This is a genomic window from Caballeronia sp. 11_S32 (assembly GCF_056930355.1).
The window spans coordinates 2,098,133-2,120,261 of sequence record NZ_JBXOWH010000003.1 but is presented as its reverse complement, the minus strand read 5'-3'; the positions used below and the strand labels follow the sequence as shown (position 1 = coordinate 2,120,261).

The 22,129-nt window shown below is 64.9% G+C and carries 19 protein-coding genes; 8 read left to right on the top strand and 11 right to left on the bottom strand.

Annotation, left to right across the window (positions count from 1 at the left end; translation table 11 throughout):
• The first annotated feature begins 35 nt into the window (after positions 1-35).
• From AC1Z32_RS21550 to AC1Z32_RS21540, 3 genes are all read left to right on the top strand, one after another.
• On the top strand, positions 36-1,973 hold the full coding sequence (locus AC1Z32_RS21550) for a hybrid sensor histidine kinase/response regulator (RefSeq protein ID WP_483480486.1): 1,938 nt from the start codon (positions 36-38) through the stop codon (positions 1,971-1,973).
• 134 nt (positions 1,974-2,107) lie between these two features.
• Positions 2,108-2,584 carry a VOC family protein gene (locus tag AC1Z32_RS21545; protein ID WP_483480485.1) on the top strand — a complete coding sequence of 159 codons (477 nt, stop codon included), beginning with the start codon at positions 2,108-2,110 and terminating at the stop codon, positions 2,582-2,584.
• 32 nt (positions 2,585-2,616) lie between these two features.
• Complete coding sequence (locus tag AC1Z32_RS21540; protein WP_483480484.1) at positions 2,617-3,090, top strand: VOC family protein; 474 nt, start codon at positions 2,617-2,619, stop codon at positions 3,088-3,090.
• A 22-nt stretch (positions 3,091-3,112) separates the two neighbouring features.
• Here AC1Z32_RS21540 and AC1Z32_RS21535 read toward each other — a convergent pair whose 3' ends face one another.
• Together AC1Z32_RS21535 and AC1Z32_RS21530 are read right to left on the bottom strand one after the other, a co-directional pair.
• A complete protein-coding gene (locus tag AC1Z32_RS21535) occupies positions 3,113-3,928 on the bottom strand; it encodes an ABC transporter permease (protein WP_483480483.1) in 816 nt (271 codons plus the stop codon).
• A complete protein-coding gene (locus AC1Z32_RS21530; RefSeq protein WP_483480482.1) occupies positions 3,925-4,614 on the bottom strand; it encodes an ABC transporter ATP-binding protein in 690 nt (229 codons plus the stop codon). Before AC1Z32_RS21530 ends, AC1Z32_RS21535 begins: the two co-directional genes overlap by 4 nt.
• Positions 4,615-4,761: 147 nt before the next feature.
• Here AC1Z32_RS21530 and AC1Z32_RS21525 point away from each other — a divergent pair, with 147 nt between their 5' ends.
• Positions 4,762-7,125 carry an AsmA family protein gene (locus AC1Z32_RS21525; protein ID WP_483480481.1) on the top strand — a complete coding sequence of 788 codons (2,364 nt, stop codon included), beginning with the start codon at positions 4,762-4,764 and terminating at the stop codon, positions 7,123-7,125.
• Positions 7,126-7,607: 482 nt separating this feature from the next.
• On the opposite strand, the gene AC1Z32_RS21520 is transcribed toward AC1Z32_RS21525, so the two are convergent.
• From AC1Z32_RS21520 to AC1Z32_RS21500, 5 genes are all read right to left on the bottom strand, one after another.
• Positions 7,608-7,850: a DUF2795 domain-containing protein gene (locus tag AC1Z32_RS21520; RefSeq protein ID WP_483480480.1), complete on the bottom strand. Its 243-nt coding sequence runs from the start codon at positions 7,848-7,850 to the stop codon at positions 7,608-7,610.
• A gap of 37 nt (positions 7,851-7,887) precedes the next feature.
• Positions 7,888-8,154: a hypothetical protein gene (locus AC1Z32_RS21515; protein ID WP_062610778.1), complete on the bottom strand. Its 267-nt coding sequence runs from the start codon at positions 8,152-8,154 to the stop codon at positions 7,888-7,890.
• 228 nt (positions 8,155-8,382) lie between these two features.
• On the bottom strand, positions 8,383-10,119 hold the full coding sequence (locus tag AC1Z32_RS21510) for a ClcB-like voltage-gated chloride channel protein (protein WP_483480479.1): 1,737 nt from the start codon (positions 10,117-10,119) through the stop codon (positions 8,383-8,385).
• 160 nt (positions 10,120-10,279) lie between these two features.
• Positions 10,280-11,083, bottom strand: a complete 804-nt coding sequence (locus AC1Z32_RS21505) for an aldo/keto reductase (RefSeq protein WP_483480478.1) — start codon at positions 11,081-11,083, stop codon at positions 10,280-10,282.
• Positions 11,084-11,119: 36 nt separating this feature from the next.
• Positions 11,120-11,854 carry a glutathione S-transferase gene (locus AC1Z32_RS21500; protein ID WP_483480477.1) on the bottom strand — a complete coding sequence of 245 codons (735 nt, stop codon included), beginning with the start codon at positions 11,852-11,854 and terminating at the stop codon, positions 11,120-11,122.
• 201 nt (positions 11,855-12,055) lie between these two features.
• On the opposite strand from AC1Z32_RS21500, the gene AC1Z32_RS21495 reads away from it, so the two are divergent.
• Entirely contained in the window at positions 12,056-13,297 is a 1,242-nt protein-coding gene (locus AC1Z32_RS21495) for a cystathionine gamma-synthase family protein (RefSeq protein WP_483480476.1), read from the top strand.
• A gap of 39 nt (positions 13,298-13,336) precedes the next feature.
• Here the strand turns inward: AC1Z32_RS21495 and AC1Z32_RS21490 are convergent, their stop codons facing one another.
• From AC1Z32_RS21490 to AC1Z32_RS21475, 4 genes are all read right to left on the bottom strand, one after another.
• Positions 13,337-14,275, bottom strand: coding sequence for a dimethyl sulfoxide reductase anchor subunit family protein (locus tag AC1Z32_RS21490; RefSeq protein WP_483480475.1), 939 nt, complete (start codon positions 14,273-14,275; stop codon positions 13,337-13,339).
• Between the two features lie 20 nt (positions 14,276-14,295).
• Complete coding sequence (locus AC1Z32_RS21485) at positions 14,296-15,015, bottom strand: 4Fe-4S dicluster domain-containing protein (protein ID WP_483480474.1); 720 nt, start codon at positions 15,013-15,015, stop codon at positions 14,296-14,298.
• A gap of 11 nt (positions 15,016-15,026) precedes the next feature.
• Positions 15,027-17,957, bottom strand: coding sequence for a molybdopterin oxidoreductase family protein (locus tag AC1Z32_RS21480; protein WP_483480473.1), 2,931 nt, complete (start codon positions 17,955-17,957; stop codon positions 15,027-15,029).
• A gap of 71 nt (positions 17,958-18,028) precedes the next feature.
• Entirely contained in the window at positions 18,029-19,093 is a 1,065-nt protein-coding gene (locus AC1Z32_RS21475; RefSeq protein ID WP_062610769.1) for a YeiH family protein, read from the bottom strand.
• 115 nt (positions 19,094-19,208) lie between these two features.
• On the opposite strand from AC1Z32_RS21475, the gene AC1Z32_RS21470 reads away from it, so the two are divergent.
• The 3 genes from AC1Z32_RS21470 (at position 19,209) to AC1Z32_RS21460 (ending at position 22,091) form a co-directional block, all read left to right on the top strand.
• Positions 19,209-20,099, top strand: coding sequence for a LysR family transcriptional regulator (locus tag AC1Z32_RS21470; protein ID WP_483480472.1), 891 nt, complete (start codon positions 19,209-19,211; stop codon positions 20,097-20,099).
• A 140-nt stretch (positions 20,100-20,239) separates the two neighbouring features.
• Complete coding sequence (locus tag AC1Z32_RS21465; RefSeq protein WP_483480471.1) at positions 20,240-21,046, top strand: TIM barrel protein; 807 nt, start codon at positions 20,240-20,242, stop codon at positions 21,044-21,046.
• Positions 21,047-21,089: 43 nt separating this feature from the next.
• Positions 21,090-22,091 (top strand): sugar kinase, encoded by a 1,002-nt coding sequence (locus tag AC1Z32_RS21460; RefSeq protein ID WP_483480470.1) that lies wholly within the window; start codon positions 21,090-21,092, stop codon positions 22,089-22,091.
• The last annotated feature ends 38 nt before the right edge of the window (positions 22,092-22,129 follow it).

The following is a 22,129-nucleotide window of genomic DNA, read 5'->3' as shown; positions in this document are numbered from 1 at the left end:
GCCCGCGAGCGTCCTTCGAAGAGGACGCCTAGATCATGCAGCCTCTGCATCTGCTTCTCGTCGAAGACAACGCACTCGATGCGGAGTTGACGATCGCCCAGCTGGAACGCGCGGACTACGCGGTCGATGCGTCGATCGTGTACGACTCGGCAAGCTTCATCGCCGAGCTCGATAAAAAACGCTTCGACGTGATCCTCGCCGACTTCGTGATGCCCACGTTTTCGGGCATCGAGGCGCTGACGATCGCGAGCGAGCGAACGCCCGACACGCCTTTCATCTTCGTGTCGGGTCTGCTGGGCGAGGAGCATGCCGTCGACATGCTCAAGCGCGGCGCGACCGATTACGTGCTGAAGCAGCGCCTGCAGCGTCTGCCCGCCGTCGTGCGACGGGCGATGCGCGAGAGCGCCGAGCGCGCGCAGCGCATCGCGGTGGAGCGGGCGCTGCGCGAGACGGAGACGCATTTTCGCCTGCTCGTCGACGCATTGAAGGATTACGCCGTCATCACGCTCGATCCGGAAGGCCGCATCCGCACGTGGAACGCGGCATCCGAGCGCATTCTGGGCTTTCCGCCGCAGGACGTGCTCGGCCAGTCGGCGAACATCTTCTATGCTCAGGAAGACCGCGAGGCGGGCGTGTTCGAGCATGAACTGGATACGGCGCGCCGCGAAGGCAGCGCGAGCGACGACCGTTGGCTATGGCGCAAGGACGGCCATTCCTTCTTCGCCTCGGGCGTGACGACCGCGATCCGCAGCGAGCACGACGAGCTGATCGGCTTCTCGAAGATCGTGCGCGACGCCACCGATGCCCACATGGCCGCCGACGCGCTGCGGCTCGCGAAGGATCAGGCGGAATCGGCGAATCGCGCGAAGGACCATTTTCTCGCGGTGCTGTCGCACGAGCTGCGCACGCCGCTCACGCCGATTCTCGCCGCGGTGCGCCTGCTCGAAATGAAGCACGCACTGCCGCGCGAGGCGCATCCGACACTCGATCTCATCCGCCGCAATGTCGAGCTCGAAGCGCGCCTGATCGACGATCTGCTCGATCTCACGAGCATCGCGCGCGGCAAGCTGTCGCTCAATTTCGCGAACGTCGCGCTCGATACCTTGCTGACGAGCGCGCTCGACATGTCCGAGGCCGATCTGCGCGCGAAGAGCCTCACGCTGGAAACACATTTCGACGCGGCCCGCTTTGTCGTGCTCGGCGATGCCGCGCGGCTTCAGCAGATCGTCTGGAATCTGATGAAGAACGCGGTGAAGTTCACGCCGGCGGGCGGGCGCATCGACATGCGGACATGGAATCCGGACCCGGCGACGATCGCGGTATCCGTGACGGACAGCGGCATCGGCATCAGCGCGGAAGCCTTGCCGCGCATTTTCTCGGCGTTCGAACAGGCCGACGATTCGATCACGCGCTCGTTCGGCGGCCTCGGCCTCGGCCTCGCGATCGCGAGCACGCTCGCGCAAAAGCACGGCGGCACGCTCTCGGCGTACAGCGAAGGCCGCGACGCGGGCGCGCGCTTCACGCTCACGCTGCCGCTCGCGAAAGTGCAGCCCGCGCGCGAGGACCAGCCGCTCGTCGAGGCGGCGAGCCAGGAGCACGGGCGCGCGCTCAAGGTGCTGCTCGTGGAGGACAACGAGCAGACGTCGTCGGCGATGGCCGAAGTGCTCGAGATGCTCGGCCACGAAGTGACGGTCGCGGTGACCGTCGCGGAGGCGCTGGAGCGCGCACAGAGCGGGCCGTTCGATCTGCTCGTCAGCGATATCGGCCTGCCGGACGGCAGCGGTCTCGACATCGCGCGCGCGTGGCAGATCTTGCAGCCGGAGAAGCCGTCCGTCGCGATCACGGGCTACGGCATGGATGAAGACATCCGCCGCTGCCGCGAAGCGGGTTTTCGCGATCATCTGACCAAGCCGGTGAATTTCTCGCGGCTCGAAGCGCTGATCCAGTCGCTGGCCGAGCAGCATTCGAAATAATCCATTCCCGCGCGCCGTTACACGAAATTTGACGTCCGCGTGCGTGTTCGTGTCGATTGACGGACCCGGCGTTCGTTGTAGGGTATGAGGGCTGCGCCAAACCCGGCGCGCCTCGTTCACTACACGGAGCCGATATGTCCACTTCCGCCGTCAAGCCGATCCCCGAAGGCATGCATTCGCTGACCCCGCATCTCGTCTGCGCGGGCGCCGCCGATGCCATCGAGTTCTACAAGCGCGCGTTCGACGCCGTCGAGCTGGGCCGCCTTGCGGGCCCGAACGGCAAGATCATGCACGCGCAGGTCAGGATCGGCGATTCCGCTCTGATGCTCGTCGATGAAGATCCCGCCTGCGGCATGATCGGCGCGAAGGCGCTGAAGGGTTCGCCCGTCACGATCCATCTGTACGTGGAGGACGTCGATGCCGTCGTGCGCCAGGCCGAAGCCGCGGGCGCGAAAGTGACCATGCCCGTGGCCGACATGTTCTGGGGCGACCGCTATGGCCGGCTCGAGGACCCGTTCGGGCATCAATGGTCGGTCGCCACGCACCAGCACGAGTGCAGGCCGGAAGATATCGAGAAGGCGATGGCCGCCATGTCCCGGAAGGACGCGTGACTTTTCCCGCCTGACGAAAACGGAGCCAATCCATGAACAAGATTTCGCCCTGTCTATGGTTCGACGGCAACGCCGAGGAAGCCGCGAACTTTTATCTCGGCGTGTTCGAGAGCGCGCGCATCAAGGAGATCATGCGCCATACCGAATCCAGCCCGGGACCGGCCGGCAGCGTGCTCGCCGTGCTGTTCGAACTGGAAGGCGAGGATTTCATGGCGCTGAACGGCAACTCGGATTTCAAGTTCACGCCGGCCGTTTCGATGTTCATCAAATGCGAGACGCAAGCCGAGATGGACCATTACTGGGACAAGCTGATGGACGGCGGCCAGTCGATGGCCTGCGGCTGGCTCACGGACCGCTTCGGCGTGACGTGGCAGATTGCGCCGAGGCGTCTGCTCGCCATGCTGCAGGACCCCGATCCGGTGAAGGCCGATCGCACAATGAAGGCGATGATGGGCATGATCAAGCTGGACATCGCCACGCTGGACCGCGCGTATAACGGCAAATGACAGCGTCGAATGACGCGCATGCTCAGGACGCGCGCTTTCTGGCCTTGCGCTCCACGAGCTTCGACGCCATGAACCGGTGGTCGGCGGAGAAGAGCCGCCGATACGTCAGCAAGACGGCACCGACCACGCCGAGCCCGGAAGCCGCCGCGATCAGGAACATGATGACGATCTGATAGCGCACCGCCTGCAACGGCGACTGCCCGGCGAGCACCTGGCCGGTCATCATGCCTGGCAGGCTGACGAGGCCGACCACCGCCATCTGGTTCAGGGTGGGAATCATGCCCGCGCGCACGGCCTGGCGCGCGGGCCCTTGCGCGGCTTCCCAGCGCGAGGCGCCGAGCGCGAGCGACATCTCGACCGTCGCGCGCCCGGCGGTCAGTTCCTCCGTCATGCGCTCGATGCCGAGCGATACGCCCGTCAGCGTGTTGCCGAGGATCATGCCGAGAATCGGAATCGCGTATTGCGGCTCGTACCACGGATGAATGCGGATCACGACGAAGAGCCCGAACGCGCCGATCAGCCACGAGCTGCCCCATATCGACAGAATGCTGTCCGCGCGCTGTCCCGCGTAGCTGCGCCGTCCGCGATTCGACGCCGCGAGCCCGGCGATCACGGTCATCAGCCCGATGAGCGGCAGCACGACATACCAGCGGTTGAACGCGAACACCCAGCCGAGCACGTAGCCGATCAGGAGCAGTTGCACGACGGTGCGGATCGCGGCGACGAAGAGCTTGCGCTCGAGGCCGAGATCGAGCGCGACCGACAGCGCGCCATTGATGACGATCAGCGCCGCCGCGAGCCCGATGTCGAAGAGGCCGAGGTTCTGATAGCCGTTCATTGCATGTCGCCTCCGAGCACGCCGGCGCTCATCGTGAGATGACGCGTGGCGACGCGGCGCGCCTGTTCCGGATCGTGCGATACCCAGATGGACGCGCGTTCTTCGCCGCCGTCGAACCAGGCCGTGACGAGCGCCTCGATCGAACGCGCCGATGCCGGATCGAGCGATGCCGTTGGTTCATCGAGCAGCAGGACATCGGGCGCGAGTTGCAGCACGCGCACGAGCGCGGCGATTTGCGTCTCGCCCCCGGAGAGATCGCCCGCGAGTTTGTCGAGGAAATCTTCGCCGCGTCCGGCCGCCTGCGCGAGCCGCATGGCGGTCTGGCGATCGAAATGCGCATCCCGATAGGTTTTCAGCGTGAACGGATAGCGCAGATTGTCCTCGACGGTGCCGTCGAGCATCGCGGGCCGCTGCGCGATATACGCGACGCGCCGCCGGTACGCCGGAATGCGCGCCCGCGCGATGCGCGCGCCGCGCCACGTGACGTATCCGGCGTCGCACGCGTCGAGCAGGGCCAGCGTGCGCAGAAACACGCTCTTGCCCGAGCCCGAGGGGCCTGTGATCGCCGCGCGCTGGCCCGCGTACAGCGCGAAGTCCGTTGGATGCAGAAGCACCGTGCCGCGCACGGCATCGCGGCGCACGACGCCGTGCGCGGCGACGAGCTCGATCGAGGGGACAGCGGGCATTGTTTTTATGTGGGCGTGTTGTTCTTCGAGCGCACATCTTACGGACATTCGGCGGGCAGCGGAGCTACCGGCGCCGATGGCCGTGCCCGCGCGCGGGCACACGATGTGCTGCCGCACACATAATCAGAAAGAACGGATGGAGCCGTTATGGCGCAGGCCCGAATGAGCGGAAAAATCGGAAGGATCGTCGCATGGTTTTTTGCCGTTCTGGCGGTTCTGATTGCAATCCTCGTAGTGATCTTCCTGACCTTCGACTGGAACCGCCTGCGGCCGTGGGTGGATGACAAGGTATCGGAGGCGATCGGCCGGCGTTTCGAGATCACCGGCGATCTGAAAGTAGGTTGGCAGCGGCCGCCGAACGAAACGGGCTGGAAGCGATGGGTGCCCTGGCCGCGCTTCTCCGCTGAAAAGATCACCATCGCGAATCCGGACTGGGCGCGCCAGAAGTTCTTCGCGACCCTCGACGAAATCGATTTTCAGGTGGCCGTGCTGCCGCTGCTCGCGCACGACATCGTGATTCCGGCGATCAATCTCGTTAATCCGTCGATCGATATCGAGCGGCTCAAGGACAATCGCAACAACTGGACTTTCAAGTTCAAGCAGTCGACCGAGCCGTCGACATGGAAGCTGCGGCTCGGCGACGTCTCGCTCGCGAAAGGCACCGTCGACGTGCGCGACGAAGTCACGAAGGCCGAGATGCAGGTCGTCGTCGATACGCTCGGTCAGCCCGTGCCGATCGGCGAGGTGATGAAGCAGCAGGAAGCGGCGTCGGCGAAGTCGTCGGCGGAAATGGTCGGCAAGGGCGGCGCGGCGAAGCTCAACAAGCAGGCCGACGCCGCCGCCGCGTCCGAAGCCTCCGCGGCTTCGGCGGCATCGGCAGCGGCGGCGGCGAATGCATCGGCGCCGAATCCGGCGAGCGTGTCGGCCAATACGAGCATTACGACCAAGGAAGGGCCGAAGCCGCCCATTCCGCCTTACGCGTTCGGCTGGACCGTGAAGGGCACCTACAACGGCGGCAAGGTTTCCGGCGACGGCAAGCTCGGCGGCGTGCTCGCCGTGCAGGACGCGAAGCGGCCGTTCCCCTTGCAGGCCGATGTGCGCCTCGGCGATACCCATATCGCTTTCGTCGGCACGGTGACCGATCCCGCGCATCTCGCCGCGCTCGATCTGCGCCTGTGGGTGCAGGCCGTGAGCATGGCGCATCTCTATCCGTTCACCGGCGTGCCGCTGCCCGAGACGCCGCCGTTCGCAACCGAAGGACGTCTGACGGGTCAGTTCCGGGAAGACGGCAACGTGTTCCACTACGAGAACTTCACGGGGCGCGTGGGCGGCAGCGACATCAACGGCTCGCTGGTCTATGCGGGCAAGAAGCCGCGTCCGCTGCTCAAGGGCGAGCTCGTGTCGCATCTGCTGCAGTTCAAGGATCTCGCGCCGGTCATCGGCGCCGATTCGAACAAGAGCAAGGAGAAGCGCGGCGAGACGCAGAAGCAGCCGTCGTCGAAGGCGCTGCCGACCGAGGAGTTCAAGACCGACCGCTGGAAGGCTATCGACGCCGATGTGAAGTTCACCGGCCAGCGTATCGTCAAGGATCCGGATCTGCCGATCACCGACCTGTACACGCACGTCCTGATGAACGATGGCGTGCTGTCGTTCGAGCCGCTCAGGTTCGGCGTGGCGGGCGGGGCGATCGCGTCGAACATTCATCTCGACGGCAGCGCCGCGCCGTTGAAGGGGCGCGTCTCGGCGCAGGCGCGGCATCTCAAGCTGAAGCAGCTCTTCCCGACGGTGAAGACGATGCAGTCCGCGCTCGGCGAAATCAACGGCGACGCCGCGCTCTCCGCGACCGGCAACTCGCCCGCGGCGCTCGCGGCGACATCGAACGGCGAGGTGAAGGCGCTGATCACCGAAGGCACCGTGAGCCGCCTGTACATGGAGGCGGCGGGGCTGAACGTGGCAAACGTCGTCTACGAAAAGCTCTTCGGCAAGCGCGACGTGAATATCAATTGCGCGGCGGCGGATTTCGTCGTGACGGACGGCGTGCTGGATTCGCGCGTCTTCGCGCTCGATACCGACGACGCGGTGATCAACGTCGACGGCACGATCAACATGAAGACCGAGGACATGGATCTGGGCATTCATCCGCATACGAAGGGCTTCCGCGTGTTTTCGCTGCGTTCGCCGCTGTATGTGAAGGGCACGTTCAAGGATCCGAAGGTGGGCGTGAGCGTGGGCGCGCTCGCGGCGCGCGGCGGCGCGATGGTCGGGCTGGGGCTCATCAATCCGTTCGCCGCGCTGATTCCGCTCATTGCGCCGAGCAACAACAAGCCGCTGCCTTGCCATCAGATGCTCGCGGACATGAGCAAAGCCCCGACCGCGCCGCCGCCGGGACAGAAGGAGAAGGCGAAGGCGGCGCCGGCTTATATGTCGTCGGATGCGGCGGCTTCGGATAAGGCAGCGAAGAAGCCGGCCGCGCCTGCGGCAGCCAGCGCGGCGCAGTATCGGGGGAGCTGAGGGACGGACGGATGCCAATCTTGCCGGTCGAGCCTTGCCAGAATCGCCGCAAGAACTTGTCCCCACCAACTGGGGAGCACCCTGTTGAAAACGCTTCGAAAAGTCTGCTAAATACATGACACTGAAGGAAAAGTGTCACGCGCTTCACGGCGCGTCACCGCGCATCCGGGATTGCATAACTTATCCCCAGCGCAAGGGGAAAGGGCTGTGGAAAACCACTGGGCGACTCACCTAGATTCTTGATTTCGCGCCAGAAACCCCGCCCGATGCGGATCGCATCAGTTTTCCACTCCCGCGAGGCGCTTCGAACCGATGCCCGACTTATCCACAATTTCTGTGGATAGCGATGTTGAAAAGCATCGTGCATCCGCGTTAAGTCGTTGATGAATAACGATTTGTATGACCTGACCGATGCGGCGCGAAAACGGGCGAAGCGAGCGCGGGGTGAAACCCGGCTTGCTCACGCCGCCATGAGCGGGAAGCTAGATCGAAATCCCCGGACCGCCGTTGCTGCCCAGCAATTGCTCCACCGAATCCGCGTCCTTGTAGTCCTGCTCGGGCAAGCCGTCGAAGAGCGTGATGACGTCGTTGGAGACGCCCGCATCGCGCGCCGCATCGACGATCGCGTCCTTGTTGGCGGGATACTTCACGAGGCGCAATACCTGCGTGATCTCGTCGTCGATCGGCTCGTCGTTCAAGGCGTGTTTTGCGTGCGTGTCGGTCATGGCGAGGTCCAGTGTCGAGTCGGTGGGAAGGAGGGCGTCAGGTCTGCACCTGGATCGGCTGGCTCGCCATGCCGTGGCTCGGCGTGCGCGACTTCGGCAGCGGCACGTGACGCCAGCGCGCGTGATCGAGATCCTGCGCCGAGACTTCCGGCGCGGGCGGCGCGACGGGCGCGGCATTCACGCGCAGCGCAGCGCGCGTGGCGGCCACGCCGGCAGGCGAAACATCCGTCGAACTCGTGTGCAGCGGCGCCGCATAGCACGAGACCGAAACCAGGGCCATCGACAACAACGTTGAGGTCTTCATCGGGCAACCCCTCCTCTGTCAAGCAGCGAGGATCATCAAGCAATGGCTATGCCGATGAACGCTCACGCTGCCCGCCGTGCGCGCGGTCCTCCCGGACGTCTTGCGCACGGGCGCGACGATCGGACGTCGCGCGGAAACACTTCGAGTGAATTGTGAAGTCGGTCCGGCTCGCGCGAAACACACGCGCACGCGTTGCTACGCGCCGCGAAATTGCACGGATGCGCCGTTTCAGCGCGATGTCGGATTCAAACGGAAGTATGCGTCCAGAAGCGAGGTTTTGTACACGACGCCGAGCAGCAGCGGCTGCGTCTTTTTTTCGATCACCGGCAGGCGCTCGCCCTGGAACGCGAGGAAGTGTTGAAGCGCTTCGCCGAGCGACATGTCGGGCGTGAGCACGTCGAATTGCGGCTGGAGGTAGTCGGCGGCGGTCTTGGCGTCGCAGCCTTTGTCGTCGAGAAGGTCCGACGTGATGTTCTTCAGCGCGACCACGCCCTGAAAGCGCCCGGCTTCGTCGATCACATACAGATACTTCACCGGATATTCGAGGAACACGCGCGTCATGTCCTTGATGTTCGCCGTGAGCGGCACGACGGTATCGGCAGGCTTGACGAGCTCGCGCATCTGCGTGGCGGCGAGACGCAGACGCTCTTTCTCCTCACGATTGCGGCGCAGCGTGACTTCGTACATCGAGGTCTGCTCGGACGTGCGCGCGATGAAATACGCGATCACGCACGAGAGCATCAGCGGCAGCATGACCTGATACGAAAGCGTCATCTCGAAGATCATCAGGATCGCCATGAGCGGCGCGTGCGTGGCCGCGGCGAGAAACGCGCCCATGCCGACCATCGCGTAGGCGAAGGGCGCCGACGTGTGATCCGGCCAGAGCGCATGTGCGCCGAGGCCGAAGAGACAGCCGAGCACCGCGCCGACGAAGAGCGTCGGCGTGAAAATGCCGCCGACCGCGCCCGAACCGGCGGTGGCCGCCGTCGCGATGATCTTGAAGACGAGCACGGTGAGCAGCGCCGTCCACGTCCACGGCTCGTGCAGCAGCGAGTTCACGACCTCATAGCCGTTGCCCCAGACTTCGGGCCACCAGATCGAGATCACGCCGACGATCAGGCCGCCCAGCGCGAGGCGCACGGGCAGAGGCAAGGGCAGCGTCGAAAAGCGTTTTTTGGATGCCGCGAGCAGCCGCAGGAAATGCGGCGCGAGCACGCCGCACAGAAGCCCCAGCACGACGAAGAGCAGCACCTCCACGCCCGTGACGGTCGGGAAGACGGGCATCTCGTACGGCGGCCTGTAGCCGGCGAACTCGCGCATCGTGATATTGGCGACGACCGACGAGACGACGATCGGCCCGAAGCTTTCCATCGCCATCGAGCCGAGCACGAGTTCGGTGACGAAGAACGCACCCGCGATCGGCGCGTTGTACGCCGACGTGATCCCGGCCGCCGCACCGCACGCGACGAGCAGCCGCAGGCGCGGCGGATCGAAGTGCACCCAGCGCCCGATGAGCGACGACGCGAGTGCGGCAAGCTGCACCATCGAGCCTTCGCGGCCGATGGAGCCGCCGCTCGAAATCGTGATCAGCGACGACAGGCTGCGCCACACGCTCTGCCACACGGGCACGACGCCGTCGCCGATGGTGACGGCTTCCATATAGTCCGTGCTCGCGTTTTTGCTGGCGCGCTTGCGTGCGATCAGCAGGCAGAAGCCCGCGATGAGACCGCCGGCAGCCGGCAGCAAGACGCGCGCGGGCCAGGGCAGATCGCGGGCGAGCGCGACGAGGCCTTCCGAATGATTGCCGAGAAGCCGTTGCAGCAGCTCAATGCCTTCGCGAAAGACGGAGGTCGCGAAGGCCCCGGCCACGCCGACGACGACCGCCCAGACGAGCATCGTATGCGAGTCCGACAGACGGAAGAGCCGTTGGGCACGTGTACGGAGCTTGAGCAGGAATGAGAGCACTTTTGCGAAATCGTGGAAAGCTTAGAAGGAAATGGAATAAGGACTCGCAAGGATAGCATTGCGAGGCGGCCGTGCGGGCGTCCGCACGGCCGCAACGCGCTCGCAGCGGACGAAAAAAAGCCCGGCGCGCGCGGCCGGGCTGCGTTCGACGCGTCTCACGTCACCACTTCGGCGCGAACGGCGGATTCGCGTTGCGCTTGCCTTCGTCGAGCGCATCGATTTTCGCGATGTCGTCGGCGTCGAGCTTCAGCTTCTGCGCATCCCAGTTGCTCTTCTGATGCTCCGGATTCGTCGATGCCGACAGCACCACGATATCGCGCGACAGCAGCCACGCGAACGTCACCTGCGCGGGCGTCGCGCCGTGCTTCTTCGCGATCGCCGCGAGCGTCGCGTCGGTGTGCGCGCGGCCTTCGCCGAGCGGCATATACGCGCTCACCCTGACGCCGAGCCGCTGCGTCGCATCGACGAGTGTGCGGTTGGCGAGAAACGGGCTCACTTCGAACTGGTTCGTGACGATCTCCTTGCCGCCCGGCGCCTTCAGCGCTTCTTCGAGCAGCGGCGCGGTGAAGTTGGACACGCCGTAATGACGGATCAGTCCCAGCTCCCGCGCTTCTTGCATCGCCGCGAGCGTTTCGGCGATGGGCACCGCGCCATCGGGCGACGGCCAGTGCACGAGCGCGAGATCGATGGTGCCGATATCGAGCTTGGCGTGACTATCTTTCAGGCTCGCGATGAGCGCGTCGCGCGAGAGCCGGTCCCACCAGACTTTCGTCGTGACCCAGATGTCCTCGCGCGGCACGCCGGAGTCGCGCACGCCCTGACCGACGGCGGCCTCGTTGTTGTAGTACTGCGCGGTGTCGATATGACGATAGCCGATCTGCAACGCGCTTTTCACGGCGTTCGTGGTCTTCGCGGCATCGACGCGAAACGTGCCGAGACCGAAGGAAGGAATCGTTTCTACCATGCTGGCTCCTGGTTTGCGCTGGGTTTGCGTTGGGTTTCAAGCGTCCTGATCGAGTTCGGGATAGTGCCTGAAAATACCCGATTCGTTGAACGGGATGCGCCGTTCCGAATCGACATAAGCCGCGATGTTCGGCCTTTGCAGCACCGCGTCGTGCAGCGCGGCTACACGCGGATAATGCGTGCCGAACTTCTTCATTGCGCGCGGGAAGGCGTAGTGCAGGCCGTCGACGATCTGGAACATCGAGAGATCGACGTATGTAGTGGCATTGCCGACCATCTGCGTGTCGCCTTGCGGATTCTGCTTGAGCACGCGCTCGAAGTAGTTCATGAACTTCGGCACGCGCTTGTCCAGAAAATTCTTCGTGCGGATCTTCGCCGCCTCCTTCTGATCTTCGTAGTAGAGATCGGTCGCGAGTGGATGATGCGTGTCGTGCACTTCGGCGACGAAATCGGCTATGGTCAGTTGCAGGCCGTGCGCGACATGGCGCAAGCCTTCGTCCTTCGGCGCGAGCGTAAGTTTCGGCCCGAGATAGAGCAGGATGTTCGCGACGTGCGGCACGATCAGATCGCCGTCCTTCAGAAACGGCGGCGCGAAGGGAATGTGCGGTTCGGTCTTGCTGTTCAGCACCTTCATCATCGCGTCCATGCCGTAGCCGCTTTTCTTCGATTCGCGCGCCACGTCGATATATTCGGCGCCGGCATCTTCCAGCGCGAGCCGCACGAATTCACCGCGGCCCTGCAATCCGTCCCAGTAATGGAGTTCGTAAGCCATGAGAAAGGCTCCTCGTCGGGGCATGCCGCGTTCGCGGCGAGATGTGAGTGTGCGCGTTTTCCGGTTGCGATGAAACGCGCGGACGAGGGAGCAGGCGAGCAACACGCGTTCCCGTAACGCAGCAACCGCATGATCGCGCCATGAATCGCTGCGGATCGGGCAAAATTGGCGTTTTGCGATTCGACTCGTAGCGGAGAAGGGATGGACAAGCAAGGCTTCACCACAGGCATCGTTCACGGCGACAGAAGCGTCGGCGTGGAGCATGGCGGCGTGCGCCAGGCGATCCACACATCGGTCCAGTACGGATTCGAGCGTGTGGAGGATCTGATCGGCGTCTTTCAGGGCACGAAGAAGGGCGGCTTCAATTACGCGCGCCAGGGCACGCCCACGACAGCCGCGCTCGAGCGCAAGATCACGAGCCTCGAAGAAGGCATCGGTTCGATCTGCTTCAGCACGGGCATGGCAGGGCTGACGGCGGTGTTCCTGACCTTGCTGCGCGCGGGCGATCATCTCGTCTCCAGCCGCTACGTGTTCGGCAACACCAATAGCCTCTTCGGCACGTTGCGCACGCTCGGCATCGAAGTGACGATGGTCGACTCCACGTCCGCTAACAACGTCGCCAAGGCAATCAAGCCGAACACGCGCATGGTGTTCGTCGAGACCATCGCGAATCCGGGCACGCAGATTCCCGATCTGAAGGGCATCGGCGATCTGTGCCGCGAGCGCGGCCTTGCGTATGTCGTCGACAACACGATCACGTCGCCCGCGCTGTTCCGGCCGAAGTCGGTGGGCGCGAGCCTCGTCGTCAACTCGCTCACGAAGACGATCGCGGGGCACGGCGCGGCGCTCGGCGGCGCGGTCACGGACACGGGGCTTTTCGACTGGAGCGCGTATCCGAATATCGCCGATGAGTACCGTCGCTCGCCATCGAAAGAGCAGGGCCTTTTGCAGATTCGCAAGAAAGGGCTGCGCGATATGGGCGCGTCGCTTTCGTCGGAGCAGGCGCATTCCATCGCGATGGGCGCGGAAACGCTCGCGCTGCGCGTGGCCAAATGCAGCGAGAATGCGCTCGCGCTGGCTCGGTTTCTCGAGAAGCACGAGGCCATCGGCCGCGTGTTCTATCCGGGGCTCGAGAGTCATCCGCAGTATGAGATCGCGCAGACGCTGTTCAAGGGCGCGTCGTGGCTGTTGTCGTTCGAGCTGCGCAATGCGGACCGCATGATCGAGGTCGTGAACGCGCTGCAAGTGCCCATCAAGGCGACGGGCCTGGGCGACACGCGCACGCTCATCATTCCCGTCGCGCCAACGATCTTCTACGAAGCAGGCGCGGAAGTGCGCAAGTCGATGGGCATATCGGACGGCATGCTGCGTTTGTCCGCTGGCATCGAGGATATCGACGATCTGATCGCCGATTTCGATCAGGCGCTCAAGCTCGCCGTATAAGCGAAAACGCGTGCCTTGCGGCACGCGTTTTTCGTTGGGTCATGACGCCCGCGCGTAATAGATGTTCTGCGGATGCCGCGCTTCCGCGAAGAAGAACCATCGCTCCGCGACGAGACCGAGATACTGCGTCAGCGCGGCGATGCAGAAGAGCGCAGCCGACTGCGCGCTCATCCCGAGCAGCATCAGCACGAAGGGCACGCCGAACGCGCAGACGAGAAACGTCCACTTGATGCGCGCGATCGCTTCGGCCGATCGTCCATGAAAGAACTCCCGCAGATTGAACGCGCCCGCCGTGAAGCCGCGCGATTTCTGCACGACGTTGGGCCCTTTGATGCCCGTCGCGCTCTGCACGGTCGACTTCGGCCGCAGGCGCGCATTGCGCTGCAGGCTGGCGACGCGCGTCGCGCAGCCGGCGAGCGTGAGCGTGCAGGCGCAAGCGGCAAGTCCCGCCGCGAGCGATGGCGCGAGCCACGCGGCGCACGCGGTCGCGAGCGTGAATCCCGACGCGCAGCCGAGCAGCACGAAGTTGACCATCGTGAGCGGCGTCGCCCATTCCTGAAGGAAGCGCAGGCATGCGTAGATCATCGCGGTGCAGACGAAGAGCGCCGCCGAGGCGACCACGCCGATCAAGCCGATCGCGAGCGACCACGGCGCGCCGAACCCATGCGCGATGCCGTACAGCGCGCCGCATGCGAGGAACGCGGGCAGGCACAGGCATTCGCGCGAAAGCCACGACGTGCGCCACATCGCGATGGCGCGCCACGCACGTTCCGGATGCCCGAGGTGAAAGAACGACGCGAGCAGCCCGAGGCCGCCGAGCACGACCGACAACGCCGCGCCGACGATAAAGAACGTCTGCGAAGGCGACGCGATCAAGCCGAGCTTCGCAAAGAGCTCCACGCCGACGAGCGCGATCAGCAAGCCTTGCGCGGCGCCGCTCAGAGTCGTGAGAAACACGACGGAAAACGCGGGTTTCATGATTGAGCTCCGATGAAAGGTCAGACGCGCACGGCCATCGCCGCGAGGTTCAGTTCGCCGTGTGCTTCGGGTTCTTCGGCGGCGTTGGGATTGCAGCCGCACGAGCCGCCGCTGCTGCACGCGCTCACCGGACGCCGAGGCAGATAGTGATTCGCGGGCTTCGTCTCCCATTCGGGCATCAGCTGATAGCCGCCGCGTTCCTTGATTGCCTTCGACACCACTGACTCCGGATCGTGGATATCGCCGAAGAGCCGCGCCGAAGTCGGGCACGCCAGCACGCACGCCGGCTTGCGATCGCGCTCGGGCAGCGCCTCGTTATAGATGCGATCCGCGCACAGCGTGCACTTCGTCATCTCCTTGCGCTCTTCATCGAGCTCGCGCGCGCCGTAAGGACACGCCCACGCGCAGTACTTGCAGCCGATGCACTTGTCGAAATCGACGAGCACGAGCCCGTCTTCCTTGCGCTTGTAGCTCGCGCCGGTCGGACAGACCGGCACGCACGGCGGGTCCTCGCAGTGCAGGCACGACTTTGGAAAGTGGATCGTGTCGGCGAGCGGAAACTCGCCCGCCTCATACGTCTGCACGCGGTTGAAGAAGGTGCCGGACGGATCGGCGTCGTAAGGGCGCTGATCCGCGAGGCTGCCCGCTTCGCCGGACGTGTTCCACTCCTTGCAGCTTGTCACGCAAGCGTGGCATCCGACGCAGACGTTCAAATCGATCACCAGGGCCATCTGGGTCATGTCGGTCTCCTTCAGTTGCTTGTGTTTCGCTTGACGGCATTGCGCAGGCGCGCCGCGAATTCGCCGCGCCCGGCGAAGTACGTCTGCACGACGCGCTGGATCGAACCGGTCATGCCCGGCGACGGCGGCATCGGCGCGAATTGCGGCAGCGTGTGGCGCGCATCGGCTTCGGCGGGATAGACGCGCACGCGCACGTCGTACCAGGCGGCTTGTCCCGTGATCGGGTCCGAGTTGGAAAAGCGCGCGCCTTCTCGCCGTGCATCCGGAATCTCGTCCGTGATGAGGTGATTCAGCAGGAAGCCGCGCTGCGATTCGTTGGCGTCGGGACCGAGATTCCAGGCGCCCGCCGCCTTGCCGATCGCGTTCCATGTCCACACGGTTCCGGGCTCCACGGCTTCGCTATAGCGTGCCATGCAGCGCACCTTGCCCCATTGCGATTCGACGTAGATCCAGCCGCCATCCTCGATACCGTTCTCCTTCGCCATGCGCGGATTCATGTACAGCAGGTTTTCGCCGTGAATCTGCCGCAGCCATGCGTTTTGCGAGTCCCACGAGTGATACATGGCCATCGGGCGCTGCGTGATGGCCGCGAGCGGATAGTGCGCGAGATCGGTCGTATCGAGTTCGAGCGGCGCATACCAGAACGGCAGCGGATCGAAATACTGCTCGATGCGCGCGCGCAGATGGTCAGGCGGCTGCCGGCCTTTCGTGCGCCCTTGCGCGGCGAGGCGGAACTTCTGCATCACGTCGGAATAGAGCTGGATCAGGATTGGCGCGTCGAACTTGCGAAAACCCTTCTCGACCGCGAACTGCAGATACGGCCCGTTCTGCCCGCGCATGTATTGCAGCGATTCGGGCAGCGTGTAGTGATAGACGCAATCGTGCTTCGCGTACTCTTCCCACTGATTCGGATTCGGCTCGCCGACGAGCGCGTCCTTGCCGTCCTTGCCGCGCCAGCCGATCAGAAAGCCGACGCCCGAGCCCGGCGCGGTCTGATGATTGACGATGAAATCCGGATAGTCGCGATACTTGCGCGTGCCTTCGGGCGTGGTGAACGCGGGCAGCTTAAGCCGGCTGCCGAGCTCGACGAGCACTTCCTGAAACGGCCGGCATTCGCCCGTGCGCGGCACGACCGGCACGCGCACCGAATCGACGGGACCGTCGAACTCGGAGATCGGGCGATCGAGCATCGACATTGCATCGTGGCGTTCGAGATACGTCGTGTCGGGCAGGATGAGATCGGCGAACGCGGTCATCTCCGACTGGAACGCATCGCACACGACGATGAATGGGATCTTGTACTCGCCGGCCTCGTTGCGGTCGGCGAGCATCTTGCGCACTTCCATCGTGTTCATCGAAGAGTTCCAGGCCATGTTGGCCATGAAAATCATCAATGTGTCGATGGGGTACGGATCGCCGCGCCATGCATTGGTGATGACACTGTGCATCACGCCGTGCACCGCGAGCGGATACTCCCACGAGAATGCCTTGTCGATGCGCGCGGGCGTGCCGTCGTCGTGGATGAACAGGTCCTCGGGCGCGGCGGGCCAGCCGAGCGGGCCGCTCGCGAGCGGCGTGTTGGGTTTGACCTGATCGGGATGATTCGGCGGTTTCGCCGATGGCGGCACCGCGCGCGGAAAGGGCGACTTGTGACGGAAGCCGCCCGGGCGGTCGATCGTGCCCATCAGCGACATCAGCACTGCGAGCGCGCGGATCGACTGGAAGCCGTTCGAGTGCGCAGCGAGACCGCGCATCGCGTGGAAGGCAATGGGATTGCCCGTCACCGTGTCGTGCTTCCTGCCCCAGCAGTCGGTCCATTCGATCGGCAGCGTGATCTTGTGATCGCGGCTCACCTGGATCATCTCGGCGGCGAGGCGTTTGATCGTCTCGGCGGGAATGCCGGTGATGTCGGCGGCCCATTCGGGCGTGCACGATGCCGCCTGCTCGCGCAGCAACGCGAAAGAGGGCGCGACGGGCGTGCCGTCTTCGAGGGTGTAGCGGCCGTCGAGCGCGGGTTCGGCGTCATCGGCATGATGCGCGACCGCGCGATTGCTCTTCGTGTCCCACCACAGATGATTCTGCGGAAAGAGCGCATTGCCTTCGGGCGCGCCGGCGTCTTTAACGAAGAGGCCGAACGTGTCGCTCGATTCGTTCATGTCGAGCAGTTCCGCCGCGTTCGTGTAGCGCGTGACGAACTCGTGGTCGTAGGCGTCGGCTGCGATCAGCTCGTGGATCAGCGCCATGAAGAGCGCACCGTCGGTGCCGGGACGGATCGGCACCCATTCGTCGGCGATGGCCGCGTAGCCCGTGCGTACCGGATTGATCGCGATGAAGCGCCCGCCCGCGCGCTTGAACTTCGACAAGGCGATCTTGAGCGGATTCGAGTGATGATCCTCCGCCGTGCCGATCATGAAGAAGAGCTTCGCGCGATCGAGATCGGGGCCGCCGAACTCCCAGAAGGAGCCGCCGATCGTGTAGATCATGCCCGCGGCCATGTTCGCCGAGCAGAAGCCGCCGTGCGCGGCGTAGTTGGGCGTGCCGAAGTTCTTCGCGAAGAGGCCGGTCAGCGCCTGCATCTGGTCGCGGCCGGTGAAGAGCGCGAACTTCTTCGGATCGGTTGCGCGCAGATGCGCGAGACGTTTTTCGAGCGTGTCGAGCGCGACGTCCCACGACACCGGCTCGAACTGCGCTTCGCCGCGTAATGCATCGGCTTTGCGCATGAGCGGCTGCGTGAGGCGCGCGGGCGAGTACTGCTTCATGATGCCCGACGCGCCTTTCGCGCAGATCACGCCTTGATTGAGCGGATGGTTCGGATTACCGTCGATGTACCGGACTTCGCCGTCGCGCAGATGTACGCGGATGCCGCAGCGGCATGCGCACATGTAGCAGGTCGTGGTCTTGACATCGAGCTTCTCGTTCTGGGTGCGAGCGCCGTGTTCCATGAGTGCTCCTTCAAAAACGATGACGCGCAACGGGGGCATGTTGCGCGTTTAGTGCTGCTTCAATCCATCGGTCAGCCGAACAGATGCTCGACGCCGAGCGTGATCCCGAGACCGCCGACGACCAGCCACACGTACAGGATCGCGCCGGTGGCCAGTGCTCGGGGGCCTGCCTGGCGGATCTGCGCGATGCGCGTCTCCATGCCGAGCGCGGTCATGGCCATCGTGAGGGCGAAGGTGTCGAGCATGTTGATGGTGCTGGTTGCGGCATCGGGAAGAATATGCAGCGAGTTCACGACGACGAGCGCGAGAAAGCCGAGCGCGAACCAGGGCACCGCGATCTTGCCCTTGCCCTGCGCCGAACCTGCGGCACGCGAGCGGCTGATCCAGAAGCCAACCACCAGCAGCACCGGCACGAGCAGCATCACGCGGGTCATTTTCACGATGGTCGCGATATGCGTCGCTTCCGGGCTCACGTTGCTCGCCGCGCCGACGACCTGCGCCACTTCGTGGATCGTGCCGCCGAAGAAGAGGCCCGCGCCGAGCGTATCGAGATGCAGCCAGCCGGCGTTGAGCGCGAGCGGGTAGAGGAACATCGAGAGCGTGCCGAACAGCACGACGCTGCCGACCGCCATCGCGCTCTTGTGCGCCTTGGATTGCAGTGTCGATTCGAACGCGAGCACCGCCGCCGCGCCGCAGATCGCGCTGCCCGCCGCCGTCAGAAGCGCGGTATCGCGATCGAGCTTCATCAGCTTCATGCCGGCCCACGTGCCGATCACGAGCGTGCTGACGACGACCAGCACCGACACCGTGAATCCGGACAAGCCCACCTGCGCGATTTCCTGCAGACTCACGCGCAGCCCGAAGAACGCGACCGCGATGCGCAGCAGCTTGCGCGCGGAGAAGTTGACGCCGGCGGCCCAGCTGTCGGGCATGCCATGACGCAGCGCATTGCCGTAGATCGCACCCGCGACGATGCCGACGATCAGCGGGCTGATCCCCAGCCCGGCGATGGCGGGCACGGCGGCGAGCCGGGTCACGGCCGCGGCGAACAATGCGACGAAGAGAATGCCGTTGAGCTGTCCTCGCGTGGAGGATGCGGCTGGCGCCAGGGATTGGGCAGACGTAACCGTGGACATGGAAAAACCCGTTGAAAGTTGGATGACTCGATGGGCTAATCCTATTCTCGATATATGAATATGAAAAATCGTGATTTAGAATGAGATGTATCGGATAAACCGATATTTATGAAAGATGACCCCGGAACAACTGATAACCTTTGCAACGGTCGCTGAGCACGGCAACATCAGCCGCGCCGCGGTGGCGCTGCACCTGTCGCAGCCCGCGGTGTCGGGGCAGTTGCGGCTTTTGCAGGAGGAATTCGGCGAGCCGCTCTATCAGCGCGATGGCCGCGGCGTGCGCCTGACCGCCGCCGGCGAGCAGCTGCTCGGCCACGCGGAGCGCCTGCGCGAGACCTTTCGCGCGGCCCATGCGCTGCGCGACGCGTTACGGGGGCTGGAGCGCGGCACCCTGCGAATCGGCGCGAGCACGACGCCCGCGAGCTATCTGCTGCCGTATCTGATCGCGGCATTTCACAAGCGCTTTCCGGACGTCGTCGTGACCACCATCGACGGCAACACCGCGGATATCGTCGCGGCGCTCGGCTCGCTGGATATCGCGCTGGTCGAAGGCTCGCCCGGTAACGAACTGCCGCTCGGCACAACAGTCACGTCGTGGCGCGAGGACGAGATCGTCGCGATCCTGCCGAACGCTCATCCGCTCGCGGACGGGCGCGATTCCATGACGCTCGACGCACTGAGCGAGCACCCGCTCGTGCTGCGCGAGCCCGGGTCGGGCGTGCGGCAGGTCATCGAACGGGCATTCGCGGATCGCGACGTGCCGATGCGCGTCGCGATCGAAATCGCGGGCGTGGAGGGCGTGAAGGAAGCGGTGCGCGCGGGCATGGGCATCGGCTTCGTCTCGGCGATGTCGATCCGTCACGAGGACAGCGCGCTGCGACGCGTGCGTATCGCGCCGGAGCCGCTCACGCGGCGCTTTTCGATTCTGCTGCCGCATGCCGCCACACCGTCGCGCGTCGCAGCGCGGTTTCTGGAGCTGTGCGAGGAACCGGGTCTGCTCGGCTAGGGAATTCCACTATGGCGCGTCGAAGCCGGTCTCGCGCACTATTCGATCTCAACACGGGCGCTGCGGCGTCCTTTTTGAAAATCATTTATGGAACCGGTTCCATATCGCAGTTCGGGGCCGGAACAGCAGCGGGGCAGCAGATGCAAATTTCTTCGAGCGAAGCCAGGTCCAGTGAAGTCGTGATCGTCGCGAGCGCGTTCGGCGCGGATGCGATCCGGCGTGACGGCCACGCCGCGTGGGCGGCGGCTGCCGCGCGCGCGGGTGCCGACGGCTTCGAAGTGCGCCGCGAACTGTTCGCGAGCGACGCCGATGCGAAGCCCGAAGCGCTCGCGCAACTCGGCGAGCGCATTGCGGCGCACGGTCTGTGGTCCGTCTATTCGACGCCCGCGATGCTTTTCCGCGATGACGGCGCGCTCGATCTCGACGCGCTTCGCCTGGCGCTCGGCGAAGCCGCTGCGCTTGGCGCGCGCATCGTGAAGCTGCAGCTCGGCGGCACGGAAAGCGCCGTCGCGACCGATTCGGCCACTCTTGATCGCCTGATGACGGAAATCGCCGCATCGAAAGCGCGCGTCGTCGTCGAGAACGGGCAACTGAAGGCGGGCGGCACGATCGGCGCGTTCGACGCGCTCTTCGCCGCGCTGCCGCCGGCGAGCGGCCTCGCGATGACCTTCGACACCGGCAACTGGCACTGGGCGGAGCAGGACCCGCTCGACGCCGCGAAGCGCCTCGCGCCGCACGTCGCCTACGTGCATTGCAAGGCTGTGATGGGCGAGGGCGCACGCCGATTCGCCGCCGCGCCCGCACACGGCGACGCGCGTTTCGCGACCCTGCTCGCGCACTTGCCGGGCGATGTGCCGCGCGGCATCGAATATCCGTTCATGCCCGGCGCGGACGTCTCGCTCGACGCGGACGCGGCGCGCCAGGTCGCGCGCATCGCGGCATTTTGAATTACGCGTTTTGCATTACGCATTCATCTGTAAAGGACCCGACATGCAAGCCAAGCCCGAAGCCCTCGACGTCGTCACGTACGGCGAAGCAATGACGATGTTCGTCGCGGCCGAGACCGGCGATCTCGCGCAGGCCGGCCAGTTCACCAAGCGCGTCGCGGGCGCGGACCTGAACGTGGCGATCGGTCTTTCGCGCCTCGGGTTCAAGGTGGGCTGGATGAGCCGTGTCGGCAAGGATTCGTTCGGCCGCTATGTGCTGGACGTGCTCGCGTCCGAAAGCATCGACGCGGGCTGCGTGACGATCGACGAGCGCTATCCGACGGGCTTCCAGTTGAAGGGCAAATGCGACGACGGCAGCGATCCGGCGGTCGAATACTTCCGCAAGGGCTCGGCCGCGAGCCACCTCTCGCTCGACGATTACGCCGCGGATTACGTGCTCGGCGCGCGCCATTTGCATCTGACGGGCGTCGCGCCCGCGATTTCCGCGACCTCGCGCGAACTCGCGTTCCACATGGCGCGCGAAATGCGTGCGGCGGGAAAGACGATTTCCTTCGACCCGAACCTGCGGCCGACGCTTTGGCCGTCGCGCGAGGCGATGGCCGAATCGCTCAACTCGCTCGCCGCGCTTGCCGACTGGGTGCTGCCGGGCGTGTCCGAAGGATTGACGCTCACGGGCTACGCGAAGCCCGAGGACATCGCCGCGTTCTATCTCGACCGGGGCGCGAAGGGCGTCGTCGTGAAGCTGGGCGCGCACGGCGCGTACTTCCGCACGGCGGACGGCGAGCAGGGCATCGTGGCGGGCGTTCCGGTCGAGCATGTCGTCGATACGGTGGGCGCGGGCGATGGCTTCGCGGTCGGCGTCGTGAGCGCGCTGCTCGAAGGGCGCGACGTGCGTCATGCGATCGCGCGCGGCAACCGTATCGGCGCGCTGGCGATTCAGGTGATCGGCGATAGCGAAGGGCTGCCGACACGCGCCGCGCTCGATCTGCTCGAAGCACAGGATTCCAACGACAAGACGGCCAAAGCCGCGTTCGATCTGGCGTAACGGATAAACGGCCCTTCGAGGGGCGAACCTGAGAGACT

Excerpts from the sequence above, each read along its gene's own strand:
- AC1Z32_RS21475 (WP_062610769.1), bottom strand. The coding sequence starts at position 19,093 with ATGTCCACGGTTACGTCTGCCCAATCCCTGGCGCCAGCCGCATCCTCC.
- AC1Z32_RS21485 (WP_483480474.1), bottom strand. The coding sequence starts at position 15,015 with ATGACCCAGATGGCCCTGGTGATCGATTTGAACGTCTGCGTCGGATGC.
- AC1Z32_RS21550 (WP_483480486.1), top strand. The coding sequence starts at position 36 with ATGCAGCCTCTGCATCTGCTTCTCGTCGAAGACAACGCACTCGATGCG.
- AC1Z32_RS21495 (WP_483480476.1), top strand. The coding sequence starts at position 12,056 with ATGGACAAGCAAGGCTTCACCACAGGCATCGTTCACGGCGACAGAAGC.
- AC1Z32_RS21505 (WP_483480478.1), bottom strand. The coding sequence starts at position 11,083 with ATGGTAGAAACGATTCCTTCCTTCGGTCTCGGCACGTTTCGCGTCGAT.
- AC1Z32_RS21470 (WP_483480472.1), top strand. The coding sequence starts at position 19,209 with ATGACCCCGGAACAACTGATAACCTTTGCAACGGTCGCTGAGCACGGC.
- AC1Z32_RS21545 (WP_483480485.1), top strand. The coding sequence starts at position 2,108 with ATGTCCACTTCCGCCGTCAAGCCGATCCCCGAAGGCATGCATTCGCTG.
- AC1Z32_RS21520 (WP_483480480.1), bottom strand. The coding sequence starts at position 7,850 with ATGACCGACACGCACGCAAAACACGCCTTGAACGACGAGCCGATCGAC.
- AC1Z32_RS21530 (WP_483480482.1), bottom strand. The coding sequence starts at position 4,614 with ATGCCCGCTGTCCCCTCGATCGAGCTCGTCGCCGCGCACGGCGTCGTG.
- AC1Z32_RS21500 (WP_483480477.1), bottom strand. The coding sequence starts at position 11,854 with ATGGCTTACGAACTCCATTACTGGGACGGATTGCAGGGCCGCGGTGAA.
- AC1Z32_RS21490 (WP_483480475.1), bottom strand. The coding sequence starts at position 14,275 with ATGAAACCCGCGTTTTCCGTCGTGTTTCTCACGACTCTGAGCGGCGCC.
- AC1Z32_RS21515 (WP_062610778.1), bottom strand. The coding sequence starts at position 8,154 with ATGAAGACCTCAACGTTGTTGTCGATGGCCCTGGTTTCGGTCTCGTGC.
- AC1Z32_RS21465 (WP_483480471.1), top strand. The coding sequence starts at position 20,240 with ATGCAAATTTCTTCGAGCGAAGCCAGGTCCAGTGAAGTCGTGATCGTC.
- AC1Z32_RS21535 (WP_483480483.1), bottom strand. The coding sequence starts at position 3,928 with ATGAACGGCTATCAGAACCTCGGCCTCTTCGACATCGGGCTCGCGGCG.
- AC1Z32_RS21480 (WP_483480473.1), bottom strand. The coding sequence starts at position 17,957 with ATGGAACACGGCGCTCGCACCCAGAACGAGAAGCTCGATGTCAAGACC.
- AC1Z32_RS21460 (WP_483480470.1), top strand. The coding sequence starts at position 21,090 with ATGCAAGCCAAGCCCGAAGCCCTCGACGTCGTCACGTACGGCGAAGCA.
- AC1Z32_RS21525 (WP_483480481.1), top strand. The coding sequence starts at position 4,762 with ATGGCGCAGGCCCGAATGAGCGGAAAAATCGGAAGGATCGTCGCATGG.
- AC1Z32_RS21540 (WP_483480484.1), top strand. The coding sequence starts at position 2,617 with ATGAACAAGATTTCGCCCTGTCTATGGTTCGACGGCAACGCCGAGGAA.